Origin of the sequence: Streptomyces spongiicola (assembly GCF_003122365.1) — a bacterium.
Taxonomy (GTDB): Bacteria; Actinomycetota; Actinomycetes; order Streptomycetales; family Streptomycetaceae; genus Streptomyces; species Streptomyces spongiicola.
Genome location: NZ_CP029254.1, coordinates 6,202,052 through 6,220,070, shown reverse-complemented (window position 1 = coordinate 6,220,070; position 18,019 = coordinate 6,202,052). Strand labels below are relative to the sequence as shown.

General features: G+C 72.3%; 14 protein-coding genes. 3 read left to right on the top strand and 11 right to left on the bottom strand.

The window, feature by feature from the left end; genetic code table 11:
* Nucleotides 1-147: 147 nt before the first annotated feature.
* Nucleotides 148-801 carry a fasciclin domain-containing protein gene (locus DDQ41_RS27105; protein ID WP_109296816.1) on the top strand — a complete coding sequence of 218 codons (654 nt, stop codon included), beginning with the start codon at nt 148-150 and terminating at the stop codon, nt 799-801.
* Nucleotides 802-1,088: 287 nt separating this feature from the next.
* On the opposite strand, the gene DDQ41_RS27100 is transcribed toward DDQ41_RS27105, so the two are convergent.
* From DDQ41_RS27100 to DDQ41_RS27085, 4 genes are all read right to left on the bottom strand, one after another.
* Nucleotides 1,089-1,964 (bottom strand): DUF4394 domain-containing protein, encoded by an 876-nt coding sequence (locus tag DDQ41_RS27100; RefSeq protein WP_109296815.1) that lies wholly within the window; start codon nt 1,962-1,964, stop codon nt 1,089-1,091.
* 434 nt (nt 1,965-2,398) lie between these two features.
* Nucleotides 2,399-2,605 (bottom strand): hypothetical protein, encoded by a 207-nt coding sequence (locus DDQ41_RS27095; RefSeq protein WP_147317667.1) that lies wholly within the window; start codon nt 2,603-2,605, stop codon nt 2,399-2,401.
* A 436-nt stretch (nt 2,606-3,041) separates the two neighbouring features.
* Nucleotides 3,042-4,133 carry an ISAs1 family transposase gene (locus DDQ41_RS27090; protein ID WP_262508401.1) on the bottom strand — a complete coding sequence of 364 codons (1,092 nt, stop codon included), beginning with the start codon at nt 4,131-4,133 and terminating at the stop codon, nt 3,042-3,044.
* A 398-nt stretch (nt 4,134-4,531) separates the two neighbouring features.
* Nucleotides 4,532-5,416: a DUF4394 domain-containing protein gene (locus DDQ41_RS27085; RefSeq protein WP_109296813.1), complete on the bottom strand. Its 885-nt coding sequence runs from the start codon at nt 5,414-5,416 to the stop codon at nt 4,532-4,534.
* A 359-nt stretch (nt 5,417-5,775) separates the two neighbouring features.
* Between DDQ41_RS27085 and DDQ41_RS27080 the strand changes: the two genes are divergently transcribed.
* Nucleotides 5,776-7,020 (top strand): PucR family transcriptional regulator, encoded by a 1,245-nt coding sequence (locus DDQ41_RS27080; RefSeq protein ID WP_109296812.1) that lies wholly within the window; start codon nt 5,776-5,778, stop codon nt 7,018-7,020.
* A gap of 208 nt (nt 7,021-7,228) precedes the next feature.
* Here DDQ41_RS27080 and DDQ41_RS27075 read toward each other — a convergent pair whose 3' ends face one another.
* On the bottom strand, nt 7,229-8,242 hold the full coding sequence (locus tag DDQ41_RS27075; protein WP_174720328.1) for an NADP-dependent oxidoreductase: 1,014 nt from the start codon (nt 8,240-8,242) through the stop codon (nt 7,229-7,231).
* Nucleotides 8,243-8,731: 489 nt separating this feature from the next.
* Between DDQ41_RS27075 and DDQ41_RS27065 the strand changes: the two genes are divergently transcribed.
* Nucleotides 8,732-9,529: a hypothetical protein gene (locus DDQ41_RS27065; RefSeq protein ID WP_109296811.1), complete on the top strand. Its 798-nt coding sequence runs from the start codon at nt 8,732-8,734 to the stop codon at nt 9,527-9,529.
* 447 nt (nt 9,530-9,976) lie between these two features.
* On the opposite strand, the gene cobF is transcribed toward DDQ41_RS27065, so the two are convergent.
* The 6 genes from cobF to asnB all read right to left on the bottom strand — a co-directional run bounded on the left by cobF (nt 9,977) and on the right by asnB (nt 17,923).
* Nucleotides 9,977-10,816 carry a precorrin-6A synthase (deacetylating) gene (gene cobF / locus DDQ41_RS27060; protein ID WP_109296810.1) on the bottom strand — a complete coding sequence of 280 codons (840 nt, stop codon included), beginning with the start codon at nt 10,814-10,816 and terminating at the stop codon, nt 9,977-9,979.
* A gap of 639 nt (nt 10,817-11,455) precedes the next feature.
* On the bottom strand, nt 11,456-12,094 hold the full coding sequence (locus DDQ41_RS27050) for a DUF5134 domain-containing protein (RefSeq protein WP_109296808.1): 639 nt from the start codon (nt 12,092-12,094) through the stop codon (nt 11,456-11,458).
* A gap of 219 nt (nt 12,095-12,313) precedes the next feature.
* Nucleotides 12,314-13,075, bottom strand: coding sequence for a DUF1775 domain-containing protein (locus DDQ41_RS27045; RefSeq protein ID WP_109296807.1), 762 nt, complete (start codon nt 13,073-13,075; stop codon nt 12,314-12,316).
* A gap of 451 nt (nt 13,076-13,526) precedes the next feature.
* On the bottom strand, nt 13,527-14,585 hold the full coding sequence (locus tag DDQ41_RS27040; RefSeq protein ID WP_109296806.1) for an L-tyrosine/L-tryptophan isonitrile synthase family protein: 1,059 nt from the start codon (nt 14,583-14,585) through the stop codon (nt 13,527-13,529).
* 235 nt (nt 14,586-14,820) lie between these two features.
* Nucleotides 14,821-16,086, bottom strand: a complete 1,266-nt coding sequence (locus DDQ41_RS27035) for a cytochrome P450 family protein (protein WP_109296805.1) — start codon at nt 16,084-16,086, stop codon at nt 14,821-14,823.
* 10 nt (nt 16,087-16,096) lie between these two features.
* On the bottom strand, nt 16,097-17,923 hold the full coding sequence (gene asnB, locus DDQ41_RS27030) for an asparagine synthase (glutamine-hydrolyzing) (RefSeq protein ID WP_109296804.1): 1,827 nt from the start codon (nt 17,921-17,923) through the stop codon (nt 16,097-16,099).
* Nucleotides 17,924-18,019: the final 96 nt, after the last annotated feature.

The window sequence follows — 18,019 nt, the reverse complement described above, 5'->3', positions numbered from 1 at the left end:
GCCGCGGATGAACCCCCTGCACGGACACGCCGGAACCCCCGGCGAGACCGGCACCCGCGGGTAGACCCGGCCCCGCCCTCCCGCGAGGCCTCCCGACAACCCCAGACCACTGCACAACGTGGTCCTTCGATCACCATGGAGAACACGATGAACAGTTTCCGCTTCCGCCGTACCGCCGTGGCCGTCGCCGCGGCGGCCGTGCTGCCGCTGGTGCTGACCGCGTGCGGGGAGAGCGACTCCTCGACGTCGGCGGCGGGCGAGAGCACGGCGGAGCCGGCCGGGGAGCAGTCGAACCCGGCCGTGGACGACGCCGCCCCGGGCGTCACCGGGCCGTTCGGGCCGGCCTGCGCGTCGGTCCCGGCGGAAGGCGCCGGCTCCTTCGACGGCATGGCCAAGGACCCGGTAGCCACCGCCGCCTCCAACAACCCCGCCCTGTCCACGCTGGTCACCGCGGTCAAGAAGGCCGGCCTGGCCGACACCCTCAACAGCGCCCAGAACATCACCGTGTTCGCGCCCACCAACGACGCCTTCGCCAAGCTCCCGAAGGCGGACCTGGACAAGGTCCTCGCCGACAAGGCCATGCTGACCGACATCCTCACGTACCACGTGGTCGGCCGGAAGCTCACCCCGCAGCAGCTCGAGAACGGCAGCTACGAGACGCTGCGGAAGTCGAAGCTCACCACCAGGGGTTCGGGCGAGGACTACACCGTCAACGACAGCTCGAAGGTCGTCTGCGGCAACGTCCCCACGGCCAACGCCACCGTCTACATCGTCGACACGGTCCTGATGCCCACGTCCTGAAGCCCAGGTCCTGAAGCCCAGGCCCTGAAGCCCAGGCCCTGAAGCCCAGGTCCTGATACCCAGGTCCTGAAAGGCCGCGCCGAAGCGGCCCACGCCCCGGCGATCCGCCGACCGGCCGCATCGGCAGCAGTCCCGTCCCGAACTCGCGGCGGCCGAGCGTGCGCTCGGAACCCCCGGGCACGATCGGCCGTCCCGAGCGGCGGGACACCACTGCGGGCAACGGCTTCCGGGAAGAAGGCAGGAGAGGCCCTGTCCCCGAAAGCCGCCGTTCGTGCCGTGCGCTCTCGTCAGCCCGCCTGTCGCTGGTTGACCGGCAGGGCCAGATCCTCGACCTGGTGACCCATGGGGAACGCCCCCTTGTGGGTCGCCTTGCCGGTCAACGGGTCCACCCCGTACAGGCGGAACAGGCCGTTGTGCGCGAGAACGGCGAAGCCGTGGTTGCTGCCGCGCCTGGCGTCGTAGTAGATGTCGAAGCCCGCCTCGGGGCCGGCGTCGACGCCGAGGGTACCCGTGGGCGCCAGGGTGCCGGAATTGGCTGGTGACTGCAGAGAGACTCGGTCGGCCATCGTGTCGATGTCGAACAGCGTGGTGGCGGTCGCCGCGTCCAGATCGTTGTTGGTGTACGCGGCTCCGGTCACGCCCATGGCCGTCGAGGGCGGTGCCGTCGGGTTGGTCAGGGTGCCGTCCACCGTCGTGGTGAACGGTGCGGCGGGGTCGTCGACGTTGTGCCGGAGGTTCTGCCCGGTGTCGGAGATCACCCGCAACCGGTTGGCCGCGGGATTGAAGTCGACGCCGAACGAGGTGCCGGACAGGGCGGCGGTGAGCTGGGAGACCTTCGTGGCCATGGCGGTCCGGGTGTTCAGGGTGTAGATGCCGCCCTGGTCGCCGACGCCGTAGAGCCGGCTGTCCTGGACCCGGTAGTCGATGCCGACCAGTTCGGTGTCTCCGGACAGGCCGGAGACCCACCCGAGCGACCGGACCGTCGACGGCCGGTCGACGTCGAACCGGACCAGGCGCTGATCGGACGTCAGACCGACCGCGGTCAGACCGTGCCGACCGTCGTTGCCGAGGACGTCAGGGACCACGGGATCCGCGACAGCCGCCGAAGCGGCGCATGAAGCAGCGAGAACCACGGTGAAGACGAGCGACGTACGCGTACGCATTCCGCACCTTTCAGAGGGGTTGAGGCGACTCCCCGCACGGAGGACGGGAGAAGCGGGGAGGACGCCGCGTAACGAGCGGGACCGGCGGGCTGGGTCGCCCCGGGCGGCCTGGCCGGGCGACCCAGCCGGGCGATCCGGGACCTGCGCCGCTCCATCCGCGTTGAGCCCCGCCGCACCGCCGGTCGGGACCGACGGTGCGGCGAGACAGGTCAGGACGGGCGGACCGTCCGGCCAAAGGCACCGGAGCGCGGTAGGGCACCCCGTGGGCGTTCGGTTCGGACGGTCGTCCGGCCTTGATTCACATGCCATTCTCCGCATTCCGGTGACGTGTCGTCATGACACGCGTAGCGGGTGCGGACGGGTCTCCGGAATTCACACTCGTTCGGTCCTGCCGGACTCCGCCTGCGAGGCTCGCACCGAGTGCCCGAGGACCGTCAGCCCAGGAGCCGGCCGAGGCCGAGCAGGCCGCCCTGATAGCCGGAAGCCCCCCGGACGCCACCCGCGCTGCTCTGTGTGCGGGAGCTCATGGCACCGTCAGGGCCTGCCATGGACTCGCCGGCGGAGTAGTAGCTCCCACCGCCGACCGTCGTTCCGGTGGAGACGTAGGCGGTGGAGGCGCCACCCGGACCCACACTCGTCATGCGCTGATCATACGAGTCGGCGCCGGCCGAACCGGCCGTGAGCAGGACCACCGGAGCGACTGCCACCGAAACGGCCGCACCGCGCAGAAACCTACGCATAGAGCGTTCTCCAATCCTCTTTCTGCCCGTGCGGACCCGACCGGGCCCGCAGTCGTGATTCGGCGGCCACGAGACCCCGGATTGGCGACTTTCCGAACCTCTGCGGCTTTTCGAAACAAACACCCAGACCGGAAGGGACGAGTCGAAAACCGCTTTCACCTTTCCGGAGCAGCCGTCAGCACACCCTTTCCGACGCGCTGAGGCACACCGGGGCGAAAGGGTGCGGGCGCCTTTCCCAGGACACGGGCCGAGGGCGGGGGAATGCGCGCGAACAGGACTCGGACGGCCACGCTCGACGCTCCGCCATCCGCACCCAGGGTCCCGGCAAAGTCGTTGATCATGCGGTCAGGATCAGGTTGATGGGGCGGTCGGTGTCGCGGGCGTGATGTCGTAGGGCGGCGGCGATGTTGTGGTGGCCGTGCAGGCGGAGCAGGGTGATGACGGTGTTGCGCAGGGCGGCCATGACGCGGGGTGCGTTGCCGGTGCGGACCTGGGAGCGGTCTTCGTCGAAGGTGACGTCGCGGATCCAGTGCAGGCGGTTCTCGATCTGCCAGTGCGACTGCACCCATGCGGCCAGGAGTGCCGGCGGCGCGGTGTGGGCGTCCGCGCTGGTGATCAGGTAGACGATCTCGACCGTCCGCCTGCCCTTCCTGGTGACGGTGCGCCGTAGTCGGGCGACTTGCGTGGCTGCGGTGAAGCCGATCCAGGCGGGCACGTCGGCGACCTTGATCGTGCGGGTGACGCGGCGTCCGTGTCCGCGCTCGGTCCTGGTGAGGGCGGGCATCCGGGCCCAGGGCAGGGCCTTGAGCTGGTTGTACAAGGACTTCTGGTTGGCCTTCACGGTCAGGACGTAATCGGCGCCGGCCTCTGTCACCAGCGCTGCGGTGTCGTGCTGGGTGTGCAGTGCGTCCATCGTGACGACCACGCCGTCCAGGTCCAGGAGTTGGAGCAGGCGGCGGGCGGCGGGGATCTCGTTGCTCTTCTCCCCCACCGCGACCTGGCCGAGCACCGCCCCGGATCCGTGAGCGAGGGCGGCGACCAGGTGCGGCGCGGAAGAGCTGTCGCCGCGGGCGCCGCGGACCGTCTTGCCGTCGACGGCGATCACCCGCCGGCCCGCGACCAACGCGGCCCGCGTCACGGCCCAGGCCCCCAGCACCGCGTCGAGACGGTCCGCGTCCAGCCTCGCGAACAGACGGCGCAGCGTCGACTCGTCCACCGACCCCCGCTCCAGACCCAGCCGGCCCAAGGCGTCGGCCCCCGCGTCCCGGGCCCACTCCCCGATCGCCGTGAACCCCCGTGCCCCGGCGATCACCGCGCACACCGCGACCGCGATCAGAGCGCCCACCGAATGACGGACCCCGCGCCGACGGCGCGGATCGGGTATCCGACCGAGCAGGTCGACGAGAAGCTCATGATCCGGAACGAGCATGCGGACAGGCGCGGAGATGCGAGACGATGACATGGCGCGGGCGTTGTTCTCTCGGACGGACGGACGGCGTAGGAACCTCCATCCAACCCGACCTGAACACGCCCGCGCACCCTCATCTCACGCAGAAACACCACGTCACAGCCCTACAGGGCGACTTTGCCGGAGCCCTGCATCCGCACCGGAGCGGACCGACGGGAGCGCCGGTGCAGGGTGCGGGACACCATCGAGCGGGACACCATCGAGCGGGACGCCACCGCCCCGGAAGCCCCGCCCGCCGCCGGTTCGCCGGGGACGGCGGGGACGGCGGGGCAGGCGGGGGCCGGGGCGGCGGGCGGGGCGGCGGGGCAGGGCGAGGGCCGGAGTCCGCCGAGTTCGCCGGGCGGCGAGGGGGCCCGGGCTCAGGACCCGGTGAGGGAGATCGCCAGGTCCGTGATGTTCAGCGGGAACTGGCCGATGGAGGTGGCCTGGCCGGTGAGGACGTTGATGCTGTACAGCGAGGGGGTGCCCGCGCCGTAGGGGGTGAGGGTGGCGAAGGCGGCGTTGTCGACCGTCTTCCCGCCGGGCGGGGTGCTGTAGATGTCCATGCCGGCGTTGGTCCCGGCGTCGATGCCGAGGCTGCCGGTGGGGGCGAGCGTGCCGTTGTTCGCCGGGGACTGGAGGACGACCTGGTCGCTGCTCGTGTTGATGTCGACCAGTGTGGTACCGGTGTCCGCGTCGAGGTCGTTGTTGGTGTAGGCGGCGGCCGAGACGCCCTTGGTCGTGCCCTCGACGGGCGGGGTGGTGAGGTTCACGTCCTGGATGGTGCTGTGGTCGTTGAGGTTGTGCCGCAGGTTCTGGCCGCTGTCGCTGATCACGCGCAGGCGGTCGGCCGCCGGGTTGAAGTCGACGCCGAAGTTGGCGCCGTGCAGCGCGTACTGGAGCTGGGACACCTTGGTGACCACGACGTCCGCGGTGGCCGGCGGGGTCTTGATCGTGTAGATGCCGCCCTTGTTGCCGACTCCGTACATCAGGCCGTTCTGCACCCGGAAGTCGATCCCGATCAGGCTGGTGTCACCGCTGAGACCGGTGACGACCCGGACCCAGTCCAGCACCTGCGGCCGGTCGGTCGTGAACGTGGCCATCAGGGTGCCGTCGCCGCTGATCCCGAACGCGCGCAGGCCGGGCCCCGCGGTGGAGCCGGGCCCCGCGGTGGAACCGGGGGCGGGGGCGGGGACGGCCGAGCCGGCGCCCGCCGTGCCGAGGACGAGCGCCGCCGACGTGACCACGACCGCGACCGGCACCATGACGCGCTTTCCCGCGCCTGTTCTCATCGGAGTTTCCCTCCCGTCGAGGAGAGCGCCCTTCGAGGCGCCTCACTGACAATCCCGTGTCCACTGCGTGTACTGATCGCCGTCGGCCATTCCGGGAGTCATCCGGAATGGCTCGAAGGGTGTTGCCTGCCGAAGCCATTCACGCGGTTCCCATTAAGGGCGCTACACGTCTCCTCCACAAGCAGGACAACTGTCGGGAACGCCCGCCCCCGGAAACTCTGCGCACTGTCACAAGAAACCCGCCGAACACTCTCCGCCACTTTGCGCGGAGTGATGAACACCGTCCGGATCCCACCTGTCGGGGCCTGGCACCGCATGACATGCTTGCGCCCATGGGGAGCCTCTTCGCCCATCTGGCCCGGCAGGTGCCGGCCAACGCCCGCCGTGAGGTCGAGACGTACACACGGGAGATACCGGAGTTCCGGTACCTGGACAACGACCCCCGGGCGCGGGCCAGAACGCTGGAGCACGCGGTGTGGCTTCGCCGTCGTACGATCGAACTGTCCCCGCGTGACGGGGAGTTGAGCGACGACGATCTCCGCCGCATCGCATCGATGGGGGAGCTGCGGGCAGGTGCCGGGATGTCGCTCGACACACGCCAGAAGGTGCTGCACCTGCACACCGCTCTCATGCTGCGTGAGATCGCCGAGGCGAGCGAGGCCGAGCGCGGCGGCGGTGTCGAGGAACTCATACGCATGATGGCCTGGTTCGTCCCGCAGAGCGAACGCGGTATCGGCGCCTACCGCCGGGGATTCCTGCGCGCACTGCGCCACCGGCTTCCGTATACCGAGCAGGTCGCCCTGCTGACCCGGTCGCTCTTGAACGGAGACCCGGTTTCGGCGGAACTCGCCGCGGCCGTCGGTATGGAGGTGCCGGAACGCTGCGCGGTGACGGTGTTCCGCCTTCCGGACCGGCCCACCGCGGATCGTTTCCCGGAGAGCGAGATCGGGGCGCTGGTGAGGAGCCACCGGGTGCCGGTCGCATGGGGGCCGGAGGGCGGTGACGGGAGCGGCGAGCTGATCGCCCTGTTTCCGGTGTTCTCCGGCGCCGCGGCGGCGGAGAACACACCGCCGCAGCCGGCCCCCGGCCTTCCGTCCGATCCCGCCGCAGACAAACTGCCGGATCTCGTAGGGGACTTCGCCCGCGCCCTCGGCCGCCCCTGCGCCGTCGGCACGGCCACCGCACCGCTGCCGGAACTGTCCGGCGCTCTGGACCGCGCCCGGCGCGTCAGCCGGGCGGCCCCGCTGCACCGGGCGCCCTCCCGGCTGCGCCCGCACACCCTGGCGGACGTGTTCGTCGAACTCGCCGTCGCGGACGTGCCGTTCGTGGACGACTGGATCCGCACGGTGGCCCGCCGCCTGGAGACCGGTCCCGACCTCCTCGGCACCCTCGACGCGTACTACCGCCACGACATGCACCGCGGTGCCACGGCGAGCGCGCTCAACGTCCACACCCGCACCCTGGACTACCGTCTGCGCCGGGTCCGCGAACTCACGGGCATCGACCCCGGCTCGACGCGGGGCGTGCGCACGCTCAGCGCCGCCGTCACCCGGCGCGGGTCGGGAGCCTGGCGCTGATCGAGTCCGGCGCACCGAAACGGTGGCGGCTCCCGGCGGCCCCTCCGACCTCGCCGTCGATCCGGGCCGCGCCGCCGACGTACGGGGCGTCGCTCACGAGCCGGGCGCCCCTCGGCGCCGGAGCGGCGGGCGAGCGCCGCTCCGGTACCCGACCCCTACCCGGTGGCCACGACACCCGCGTCCCTGAGCCCGATGGCCGCCGTCGGGCTCACCCGCCCGCGACGGTGAGCACGAGCTTCCCGTGGTTCTCGCCGCGGAAGAGCCTGAGCAGCGTGTCGGGGAAGGCGCCGACCCCGCCCTCCACCACGTCCTCCACGGAGATGAGCCTGCCCTCGGCGCGCCACTCGGCCAGCTGCGCGACGGCCTCGGCGTAGCGGTCGGCGTAGTCGAAGACCACCATGCCGGTCATGGTCGCGCGGTTCACGAGCAGCGAAAGGTAGTTGCTCGGGCCCTTGACCGGCTCGGTGCTGTTGTACTGCGAGATCGCGCCGCAGACGACGACCCGGGCACCGCGGGCGAGACGGGTCAGCACCGCGTCGAGGATGTCGCCTCCGACGTTGTCGAAGTAGACGTCCACCCCGTCGGGGGCGTGCTCGCGCACGGCCTTGCGCACGTCCTCGGACCGGTAGTCGATCGCCGCGTCGAAGCCGAGCTCGTCGACCAGCGCACGGCACTTGCGCTCACCGCCGGCGATACCGACGACCCGGCAGCCCATGATTCCGGCGATCTGGCCGACCACGCTGCCGACCGCGCCCGCCGCACCGGAGACCACGACGGTCTGCCCGGCCTCGGGACGGCCGATGTCGAGCAGGCCGAAGTACGCCGTCATCCCGGACATGCCGAGGGTGCCGAGGTGTACCGGCAGTGGCGCGAGGTCCGGGTCGGCGGGCGTGACACCGCGCCCGTCGGACAGGCAGTACTCCTGGACGCCGAAGGCCCCGGAAACGTGGTCGCCGACCGCGAACCGGGGGTGCCGGGAGGCGATGACCTCTCCGACCGCGCCCGCGCGCATGACCTCGCCGATGGCGACCGGCTTGATGTACGACCTGGCGTCGTTCATCCAGCCGCGCATCGCCGGGTCGATCGACAGGTACTCCACCCGGACCAGGAACTCGCCCTCGCCGGGCTCGCCGACCGGCTCCTCGGTGTGCTCCCAGTCGCCGGGGCGGGGCTGTCCGACGGGACGCGCGGCAAGGCGCACTTGACGGTTGATGCGGCTCATTTCCGCGGCTCCTCGGATGGTCGTGGCCGGACGGTGGTGACCGGACGGTGGTGACCGGACGGTGGTCGTCGCCGGTGCCCGTCGGCGACCCAGGTCATACCAACTGGTCGGTAGGACTCTTGCGAGAGTAGGAGCCCGCCGGGCAGGAGGGCAAGTGCCGGGGCGATGGGACGGTGCGATCCGGCCGCCGGACGGACCGCCGGTCCATCCGGTCCATCCGGTCCATGCGGTCCATGCGGTCCATGCGGTCCATCCGGTCAGGGACGGCCGCGGGCATCCTCCCAGCCGGCACCGTGGCGCCACCGGGCACGCGCCGCCGCATCCGTGGTCCGCGTTTCGCGGGAACATCGAGGGAGGACCGGCAGGACCGGGAAAACCCTTGAGGACCGGGAGGACCGGGAGGACCGGGAGGACCGGGAGGACCGGAGAGACCGGAGAGACCGGAGAGACCGAGGAAGACGCCGCGTGGCGGCGGGAGGATGATCGCCAGTGCAAGCAACGCCCCTGACCCGTTCCGCCCGCCGAGCGGTCCCGTGGCGGGCGGTGATGCTGGTGCTGGCGATCGGACAGGTGGTGAGTTCCCTCCTCAGCCGGCTCTACGGCGGCGAGTTCACGACTGCCGACCGTCCCGGTGAGCCGCCCATCGTCCCCGTCGGCTGGGCGTTCTCGATCTGGACCCTGGTGGAGTTGCTGTGTATCGCCTACGCCGTCTGGGCACTGCCCGATCGCCGCCCGGACCCGGTCGTACGGAATCGGCTGGCTGTGCCGCTGTCGGTGGTCTTCGCCGGGTTCAGCTGCTGGCTCGTCGCGGCGGAGGTCGCCCCGGTGTGGGGAACGGTGGTGGTGTTCGCCGTCATGATCGCCGGCCTGCTCCGGGCCGTGTCCGTCGCGCTGGCACACCGGAGCGAGATCGCGGGCTGGGGGCCCGTGCCGCGGGGCCTTCTGTGGTGGATGCTGGGCGTGTACGCGGGATGGTCGAGCATCGCGGTCTGGGTGAACCTCACCACCGCCTTGGCCGGATCGGGCGCCCCCGTCGACGGAGCTGCGGGAATCGCGGGTCAGTGCGCGGTGCTCGCCGGCGCCACGGCCACGGCGGTCGCCGTCGTGCGCTGGACACGTGGGCTGCTCCCTTACGCCCTCGCAGCGGGGTGGGGTCTGCTGACCGCCTCGCTGGGGGCGCTCGGTGCCGGGCAGCCCGCGCTGGCCGGCATCGCCGCCGCGGGCCTCGCCGTCGTGGCCGTGGCGGCGGTTCGGGCTCGGGGCCGGCGAACTCCCGCACACAGGTGACGCGCCCCGTGACGCGCCCGGTGGTCCGTCGGGACTTCCTTCGGCAGGTCCGTCGGCACGTCCGTCGGCACAACCGTCGGGAGATCTGTCGGGAGATCGCTACGGGAACCAGTGGGAACCGGCGGGATCGGCACCGCGGCGGCCGTCCGGCGACCCGGCGCGGCGCAACCGCCGGCCGCACGGCCGCAACCCCCCGAGCCGCCCCTGCGCCGGGTGATCGCGCGGGCGGTCCTCAGTTGCCGCCGGCTGTCGGGCATCTCGGCGACCCCGTCCAAGGATGCGGCCCGGCGCGGCGAACGCCTCCGATGGACCGTCCCCGCCATCCGAACGATGGACGGTGCTCTCAGCGGCATCGGCGACCCGGAGGACGCGAACGCCTCCGAGCCCGGGTCTCCCGGGTCCCCCACCTCCCCGCCCGGGCCGTGCCGTGGAGGCGTCCTGGCGGGGCTACACCGACGGCGCCCGCCCGGAGGCACCGTCGGCACTGCCGTCGGCGCCGCCCCCCACCGGCCCGTCGAAGGTGCGCAGCAGGTACGTGTCCATGATCCAGCCGTGGCGGGCCCGGGCTTCGGCACGCAGCCGGCTGATGCGCTCGGCGACGTCCGGCAGCCGGCCGGAGACCAGGATCTCGTCGGGTGTGCCGACATAGGCACCCCAGTAGATCCACACACCGTCGCCCGCGACCTCGGTGAAGGACTCCCCGGCGTCCAGCATCACGACCACGTCGGCGTCGTCGAGGCCCTCCTCGCGGAGCCTGCGCGCAGGGGTGATGCGGACCGGACGCCCGACCTGGTTCAGGGTGATGCGGTGCCGTGCCGCCAGCGCGGACACACTGCTGACGCCCGGGACGACCTCGGTGTCGAACGCGACGGTGCCCCGCTCCTCGACCTCGGCCAGGATCCCCAACGTGCTGTCGTACAGGGCCGGATCGCCCCAGACCAGGAGCGCGCCGGTCCGTCCCGGCTCCAACTCGTCCCGGATCAGGCGCTCATAGACGTCGGCACGTCGGCTGCGCCAGTCGTGGACCGCGGCCGTGTAGCCGCTGCGGCCTTCCTGCGCACGGTCGCGCCAGGGGTCCTCGGCCTCGACGACGCGGAAGGGCGGGCGGGCGTGCTCGTCGAGCATGCGGCGCCGCAGGTCCGTGAGCGAGGACTTCTCGGGGCCCTTGCCGAGGACGAAGAAGACGTCGGCGCGGCCGATCGCCTTCACCGCGGCGAGCGTCAGATGGTCCGGGTCGCCGGCGCCGATGCCGATGACGAGGAGGCGGCGGCGGGGGTCGGGGTTCATTCGGGGTGGCCTTCTGGGCGGGGGGACCGGATGCGGACGGCCGGGGCCCGCCCTCGCCGTCCACGGCGGCGGGCCCCGGCCGCGACGCACTCGGTCAGCGGTGGGTGAACTTCGGTGGCCGCTGCTCCGTGCACGCGGTCGTGCCTTCCCTCGCTCGTCTCCCTCTTGGTCTTCCTTGGGTCTTCCTCTTGGTCTTCCTTGGGTCTTCCTCTTGGACATCCTCGTGGTCGACGCCGTGCTGACGGCGCCGTCCTGGTCGGCGGTGGCGGGCACGGCACGGAAGAGTCGGCGCTCGAAGCGTACGCCCTGGGGGAGAGTGGTCTCGAAGGCGGTGCGGCTCCGCCTTCGCACCGGGGGACGCGGCCGTGATCCGGGTTCGTCCCGCCGACCGTACGGGGTACCGACACACCACGAGCGGCAGACCTCGGCGGCCGTACCCCGCTCCGCCCCGCGGTACGCGGTACGCAGTGTGCGGTACGCAGTGTGCGCCCGGCGTCCACCGGAGCCCGCCGGCCTGCTCAGACCCGCTCATGCACGCTCGCGCCTGCTCGCGCCTGCTGAGACCCGCTCATGCCTGCTGAGACCTGCCCAGGCGTCCGTCGCGGCCTTCAGCAACCTTCACCGACCTTCACCGACATCTCAGACGAGAAGGACGAACATCTCCGCCATGCCCAGCGCCATGGCCGCGTGGCAGGCATGGGCCGGCGCGCCCTCAGCGCCGCCCACCGCGGTGCGGGCGCCGCGCGGGACGATCGGGGTCCGGTCGAAGGCAAGGGCGAGCCAGCGCAGCCCGATCGCCACGAGCAGGACGGCCAGCCCAACCGCTGCCGGCCTCGGCCAGGCGCCCGTCAACCGCATGAGGGTGGCACCGGAGACGTCCGGCACGTGCGCCCCGGCATGGGCGTGTGTCCCACCTCCGTGCCCCGGGGACGCGGTGCCCATCACCGCGACCATCCATGCCATGGCCGCCGTCATCACGGCATGCGGCAGGGCCGCGTACGACGCCGCGACCCGGGCGCCCGTGGCGGCACGAAGCGGCGCGGAGCCCAGGAACCACGCCGCGCCCGCCACCAGTGCGATGAGCTGGGGGCCGGTCGGCAGCACCGTGCCCCACGGCCAGACCATAGCGATCATGAGCGATCCCGCCACGACGTGGAACGCCTGGTCCACCCGGTCCCCGGCCTCGGTACCCGGGGCGCAGGCCCGCCACGTCCCGTACATCACCGGCACGGCGAACACCACGGTCAGGATCCAGCGCAGTCCGTTCCCGGCGATCACGCGGCGGTCCCTCCGGGGTGCCGCCGCATGGCACCCTGGTTCGTGGTCGCCGGCGCGGTCCGCCGTTCGGGTACGGCGGTCCCCCGCGGTGCCCGGACCGGCCGGTCAGTGGCCGCGGTGACGGGGGATCGTTCCCGCCGGTGCCCGTCCGCGCCGGGAGGTACCGGCCGCCGTCTCACGCGTGACGGTGGCTCGGTCCGGGGCGCGACCGGGTGGTTCTCACGCGGTTCCACCCCGGCGGTTCCTGAACCACCACGCCCCGCCGCCGAGTGCCAGCACGGCCGCGGCGATTCCGGCCGTCGCGGCGACCGGGATGCCCCCGCCGTCCCCCGCGCCGTCCCCCGCGGCGGCTTCCGCCGCTGCCGTGGCTTCGGGCTGCGGTCCGCCCGCGGCCTCGGCCGGGCTGGGTCCGGTGGTGGACGGGGCCGCCGCCGGCGTCTGCTCCGGTGCGGAGCCCACCGGCTTCGCGCCGGGTGCGGCGGGCTCCAGTGCCAGCCGGGGTGCGGGGTGGCTGTGGCCGTGCGCCTCGCCGTTCTTCTCCTCCTCCAGTTCGATCCAGCGGTCGACCTGCCCGTCGTCGTAGGTCTGGAGGGTCTTGAAGTGCAGGGCCGGGACGTCGGGCAACTGCCGTGCCGTCACGACGTACTCGGCGTCCTCCCCCACCGGGAGCTTCGGCCCGGACACCGTGTACCCACGGCTGGTGGTGGCGAACTTCCAGCCCTCGGGCCCTTCCCGGTAGGTGATGTCCCGCGGTGCCATGCCCTCGGGGAGGATCACCTCCAGTCTGCTGATCCCGGCGGTGTCGGACTCCGAGGCGGCGGTGAAGGTGAGCGCGACGTTCTGATCGAGGGCTCGGGCTCCGGGCGCCTCGACCTCCGTATGGGCCGTGGCGGGCCCCGCGCCGGCGACGACCGCCGCGAACGCCGCGGTGGTGAGGACGCCGATACGGCGCGGTGTGCGCGCCGGGGTCGAACGGGGCATCGGTGACTTCCTCTGGCCGGTGGTGCTCATGTCTGCTGGTGCTCCCACAGGGTCGGGCTCTAGCCGGGGTGGTGGTGCCGCGGGACGGTGCTCTGCACCGTGCTGCCGCGGGGTCGTGCTCTGTCCGGTCGTGCTCTGTCCGGTCGTGCTCTGGCCGGTCGTGCTCTGGCCGGTCGTGCTCTGGCCGGTCGTGCTCTGGCCGGTCGGTCCTCCTGCCAATGGGTCCTCCTGCCAATGGGTCCTCCTGCCGGGTGGCGCGAATGACGGCCGGGCCCGGCTCGCCGTGGCCCATCGGACTCGGCGGTTGATGGCCGCAGCGGCAGTCGAGCAACCGCAGTCGACCGCAGCGGCATTCAACCGCAGTGAACGGCGCGGCGGCAGTGGGCAGCCCGAGCCGCGGCCCGCGGACGGGGGCAGCGGGGGGTGCCGGGGCCCGGTGACCGGTCGCCCGTCACTCGAAGTGGCTCGGTCTGCCCTCGTGGTGCACCAGCCGCCCGAGTCGCTCGGCCCTGGCCCGGGGCATCAGACTCCATGTGCCGTCTGGCCGGTGCAGAGCCGCGGAGTGCCAGGGAGTGACCCATACGTCGGGGGCGTCCAGGAGGCGGATACCGAACTTGGGCGCCCCGACGGCCTGGGGGTGGATGGACAGCCGTACCGAACCCGGATGGTGCTCGGCGATCAGCTCCCCCCAGGCGCGGCTGCGCTGGATGACGCCGTACGCCCGGCGGCGGCATTCGCGCTGGAGGGCGGAGCGGGTCCCGGTGAAGTCGGCGGTGTCGTCCACGAGGAAGCGGGTGATACCGCGGTAGAGCGCCAGGGTGTGCTCGTCGGCGCGGACCTCGGCCCGTAGTTCATCGAGGCCGGGTGCGTAGCGGTCGTGCACATAGGCGCGTTTCGCCGAATGGGGCAGGTCGCCGAGGACGTCCCTGAGGTCGAACACGGACAGGTGTTCCAGGCCGAGTTCGTCGATCAGCCGGCCGAGTTCGTCCGAGTAGGCGTCTATGTGCTCGTCGGGCACGCGGATGAGGTCGCCGAAGACATGGCCGTCGGAGCAGATGACGACGCGGGCCCCGGGTGCGTGGATCTCCTCGATGCGGGCGCACAGGGAGTTCAGGAAGGCCAGGGAGAGCCGTTCTCCCTGGTCAGGAAGGTGGCCGAGGACCTTGGCCGGGTTCGGCGACTTGCAGGGGAAGCCGGGCAGGGTGAGGACGATGGGTTCGTTGCGGCGCACGAACGCGCCGATCTGGTGGAGCTGGTGGGGGAAGGCCTCGGCGGGCGCTGCCCCGTGGTCGGCCGTGCGGTGGTGGGGCAGCAGCAGTCTCAGGACGGCGGTGCCGACGGCCTTGGCAGTCTCCGTGGTCTCGGCGCTCTCTGCAGTCTCGGCAGTCTCAGCGGTCTCTGTGGTCTCAGTGGTCTCAGTGGTCCCGGCAGTCTGAGTGGTACGGGCGGCGCGCTCAACGGTATGGGAGTCGTGGGCGGTCTGGGCGTCGGCTGCTGTCGTCAGCGGCATCTGGGGCCTCCGTGGGGTCGGACATGGCGGCATGGCGGCATAGCGCCTCGGCGGGCGGCCGGGCGCGGACGTTCGGCGGGGGCATGTTCTCCGCCGCGGAACGGGCCCCCGCCGTTCGGCCGGGACGAATCGCCTCCGCCGCGGACCGGGCGCGTACGTTCGACCGGCGGCGTATCGGTTCCGCCGCGGACCGGGCTCCGCCCGTTCGGCCGGGCCCGGTCGGTGGTGTCTGGGGTCAGGCGCGCCGGTCGTAGCCGACGGGCAGGTGGTTGGTGCCGCGGCCGAGGACGGCCGGGATCCACTGGATGTCCTGGTCCGGGACGGCGAGATGCAGGCCCGGCAGCCGGGTGAGGAGGGTGCCCAGGGCGATCCGGAGTTCGGCGCGGGCGAGTGCGGCACCGGGGCAGAAGTGGATGCCGTGCCCGAAGGCCAGATGCGGGTTGGGGCTGCGCTCCAGGTCGAGTTCGTCGGGCCTGTCGAAACGCCGGGGGTCGCGGTTGGCGGCGCACAGGGAGATGATCACGGAGTCCCCGGCCGGGACCGCGGTGCCGTGCAGATCGCTGTCCTCGGCGAAGAAGCGCCAGGTGGTGAGTTCGAAGGCGCTGTCGTAGCGCAGGAGTTCCTCGACGGCCTGGGGCAGCAGACCGGGGTCGTCGCGCAGCCGGCCGAGTGCGCCGGGGTGGCGGAAGAGGGCGATGAGCGCGGTGGTGATCTGGTTGGTGACCGGCTCCTGTCCGGCGACGAGGAGCTGGAAGATCATGGAGTCCAGCTCCTCCTGGGTCAGTTCGCCGCCGTCGCGGGCGGCGACGAGCCGGCTGAGCAGGTCGTCGTCCCGTTGCGCGCGCTTGTGGGCGACGACCTCGGCGATATAGCTCTGCAGGCCGTGCAGCCGGGCCTCGTACGCGGGCCGGGCCGGGTCGGTGGGGCCGACCGGCTGGACGACCTTCCCCCAGTCGCGGTCGAAGCGGGCGGCCAGTTCGGCGGGCAGCCCGATGACCTCGGCGAGGACCTGGAAGGGGAAGTGCGCGGCGAATCCGGCGACGAGGTCGGCGGGACCGGTCTCGGGCAGGGCGTCGACGAGGGCGTCGGCGAGTTCCCGGAAGCGCGGCAGCAGGCTCTCGACACGGCGCGGGGTGAAGGCGTCGGTGACGTAGCGCCGCATGCGGGTGTGCTTGGGCGGGTCCTGGTGGAGCAGGTGCACCTGGAGCTGCGAGTGCTGGGGCTCGGGCATGATCGACGCTCGGGCCCGCCAGCGGTCGTTGCCCCGGTCGTGGTTCTTGCCGAGGCGTTCGTCGTTGAGGGCCCGGTGGGCGGCCTCGTAGCCGGTGACCAGCCAGGCGTTCACCCCGCTGGGGAAGACCACCCGGTGGACCGGTCCGGCCTCGCGCATCCGCTCGTAGAGCGGGTAGGGGTCGCTCTTGTACGGGCAGCCGGTCAGCGGCACCGGTTCGGGGAGGGCGTCGACGTCGTCCATGGCGGGAGGCGTCTCGTGAAGGGTCATGGTGCGCTCCTCAGAGGGCGAGTTCGGGGCGGTGGTGGTCCAGCCACAGGGCGAGGTCCACGACGCGTTCGAGACGGAGCCGGTGGCCCCACTGAAGCCGGTCGGGCGCGGTGTCCAGGCTGGGCTTGATGACGGATTCGTCCGCCAGGGCGCGGACCCGCGGGTCGGACAGCGCGTCCCGGGCCAGGTCCTGGAGACCGCGGTTGTAGTCGGGGTGGTGGGTGGCCGGGTAGTGGTTCTTGGGGCGGTGCAGCACCGAGTCAGGGGCGAGGCCGGTTCCCGAGGCGCGCAGCAGGCTCTTCTCCCGGCCGTCGAAGCTCTTCAGCGCCCAGGTCGTGTCGAAGGCGTACTCGACCAGGCGGTGGTCGCAGTACGGGACGCGGACCTCCAGCCCCCACGCCATGCTGAGGCGGTCCTTGCGGTGCAGGAGCTGGCGCAGCCAGCGGGTCAGGGACAGGTGCTGCATCTCGCGCTGCCGGTGCTCGGTCGCGGTCTCGCCGTCGGCGTGCGGCACCGCCGCCAGGGCGTCGGCGTAGGTGTCGTCACGGAACTCGGCTATGCGCAGGTCGAGTTCGGGGTTGACCGGCATCGCGGCCTCGTCGCCGGTGACGAGCAGCCAGGGGAAGGTCGAGGCGGCCAGGGCCTTGGGGTTGTGGAACCAGGGGTATCCGCCGAACACCTCGTCCGCCGCCTCGCCGGACAGGGCGACGGTCGAGTGCTCGCGGATCCTCCCGAACAGCAGGTACAGCGAGGTGTCCATGTCCCCGACGCCGATGGGCGAGTCCCGGGCCGCGACGACCGCCCTGCGGTGGTCGAGGTCGAGCAGGGAGCGCGGGTCGAGGACGACGGTGCTGTGGTCGGTGCCGATGTACGCCCCGGCCTCGGTCGCGAACGGCGTGTCGTGGCCGGTGCGCAGTACGTCGCCGGTGAACTGCTCGGCCTGGTCGCTGTAGTCCACCGCGTACGAGCGGATCCGCGCGTCCGGGCCCTCCCGCCTGCGGAGTTCACCGGCGAGCAGCGCGGTGAGCACCGTGGAGTCGATCCCGCCGGACAGCAGGCTGCACAGCGGGACGTCGGCCTCCAGCTGGCTGCGCGCGGCGGTGGAGACGAGATCGCGGACGCGTTCGACGGTGGTGTCGCGGTCGTCGCCGTGGGGGCGGGCCTCCAGCTGCCAGTAGCGGCGTTCGCGGATGCCGGCGCGGTCCAGGGCGAGCACGCCGCCCGGCTCGACCTCGCGCACTCCAGACCACACCGTGGGGCCGGTGTTGAACAGCAGGCTGTACGCCTCGCGCAGTCCGTCCGCGTCCACGCGGGGGCGGATCTCGGGGTGCGCGAACAGCGCCTTGGGCTCCGAGGCGAAGGCGAGACCGCCGTCGACGGCGGCCCAGTAGAGCGGCTTCACGCCGAGGCGGTCGCGGACCAGGAGGAGCCGCCGGGCCCGTTCGTCCCATACCGCGAAGGCGAACATGCCGTCGAGGTGCTCCGCGACGTCCTCGCCCCACTGGAGGCAGGCCCGCAGCACCACCTCGGTGTCGCTGCGGGTGCGGAAGTCGTGTCCGAGGCGCCTCAGTTCGGCGCGCAGCTCGTGGTGGTTGTAGACCTCTCCGCTGTAGCTGAGGACGACGGCCGGCTCGTCGGGCCGGTCCGTCATCGGCTGGACTCCGCCGGCCGGGTCGATGACGGCGAGGCGGCGGTGTCCGATGGCCGCGTGCTCGCCCAGCCAGACGCCGCCCGCGTCCGGGCCGCGGGGGGTGAGAGTGGCCGTCATGGCCTCGATGACGGGGGCGTGGCTGCGGGCGTCCTGGTGGAAGGACACCCAGCCGGTGATTCCGCACACGGGCAGTCTCCTCGGTCGGTTGGGGGCGGCGGTGGCCGCGTCCTCGGTCGGTTGCGGACGGTGGCCGCGTCCTCGGTCGGTTGCGGGCGGCGGCCG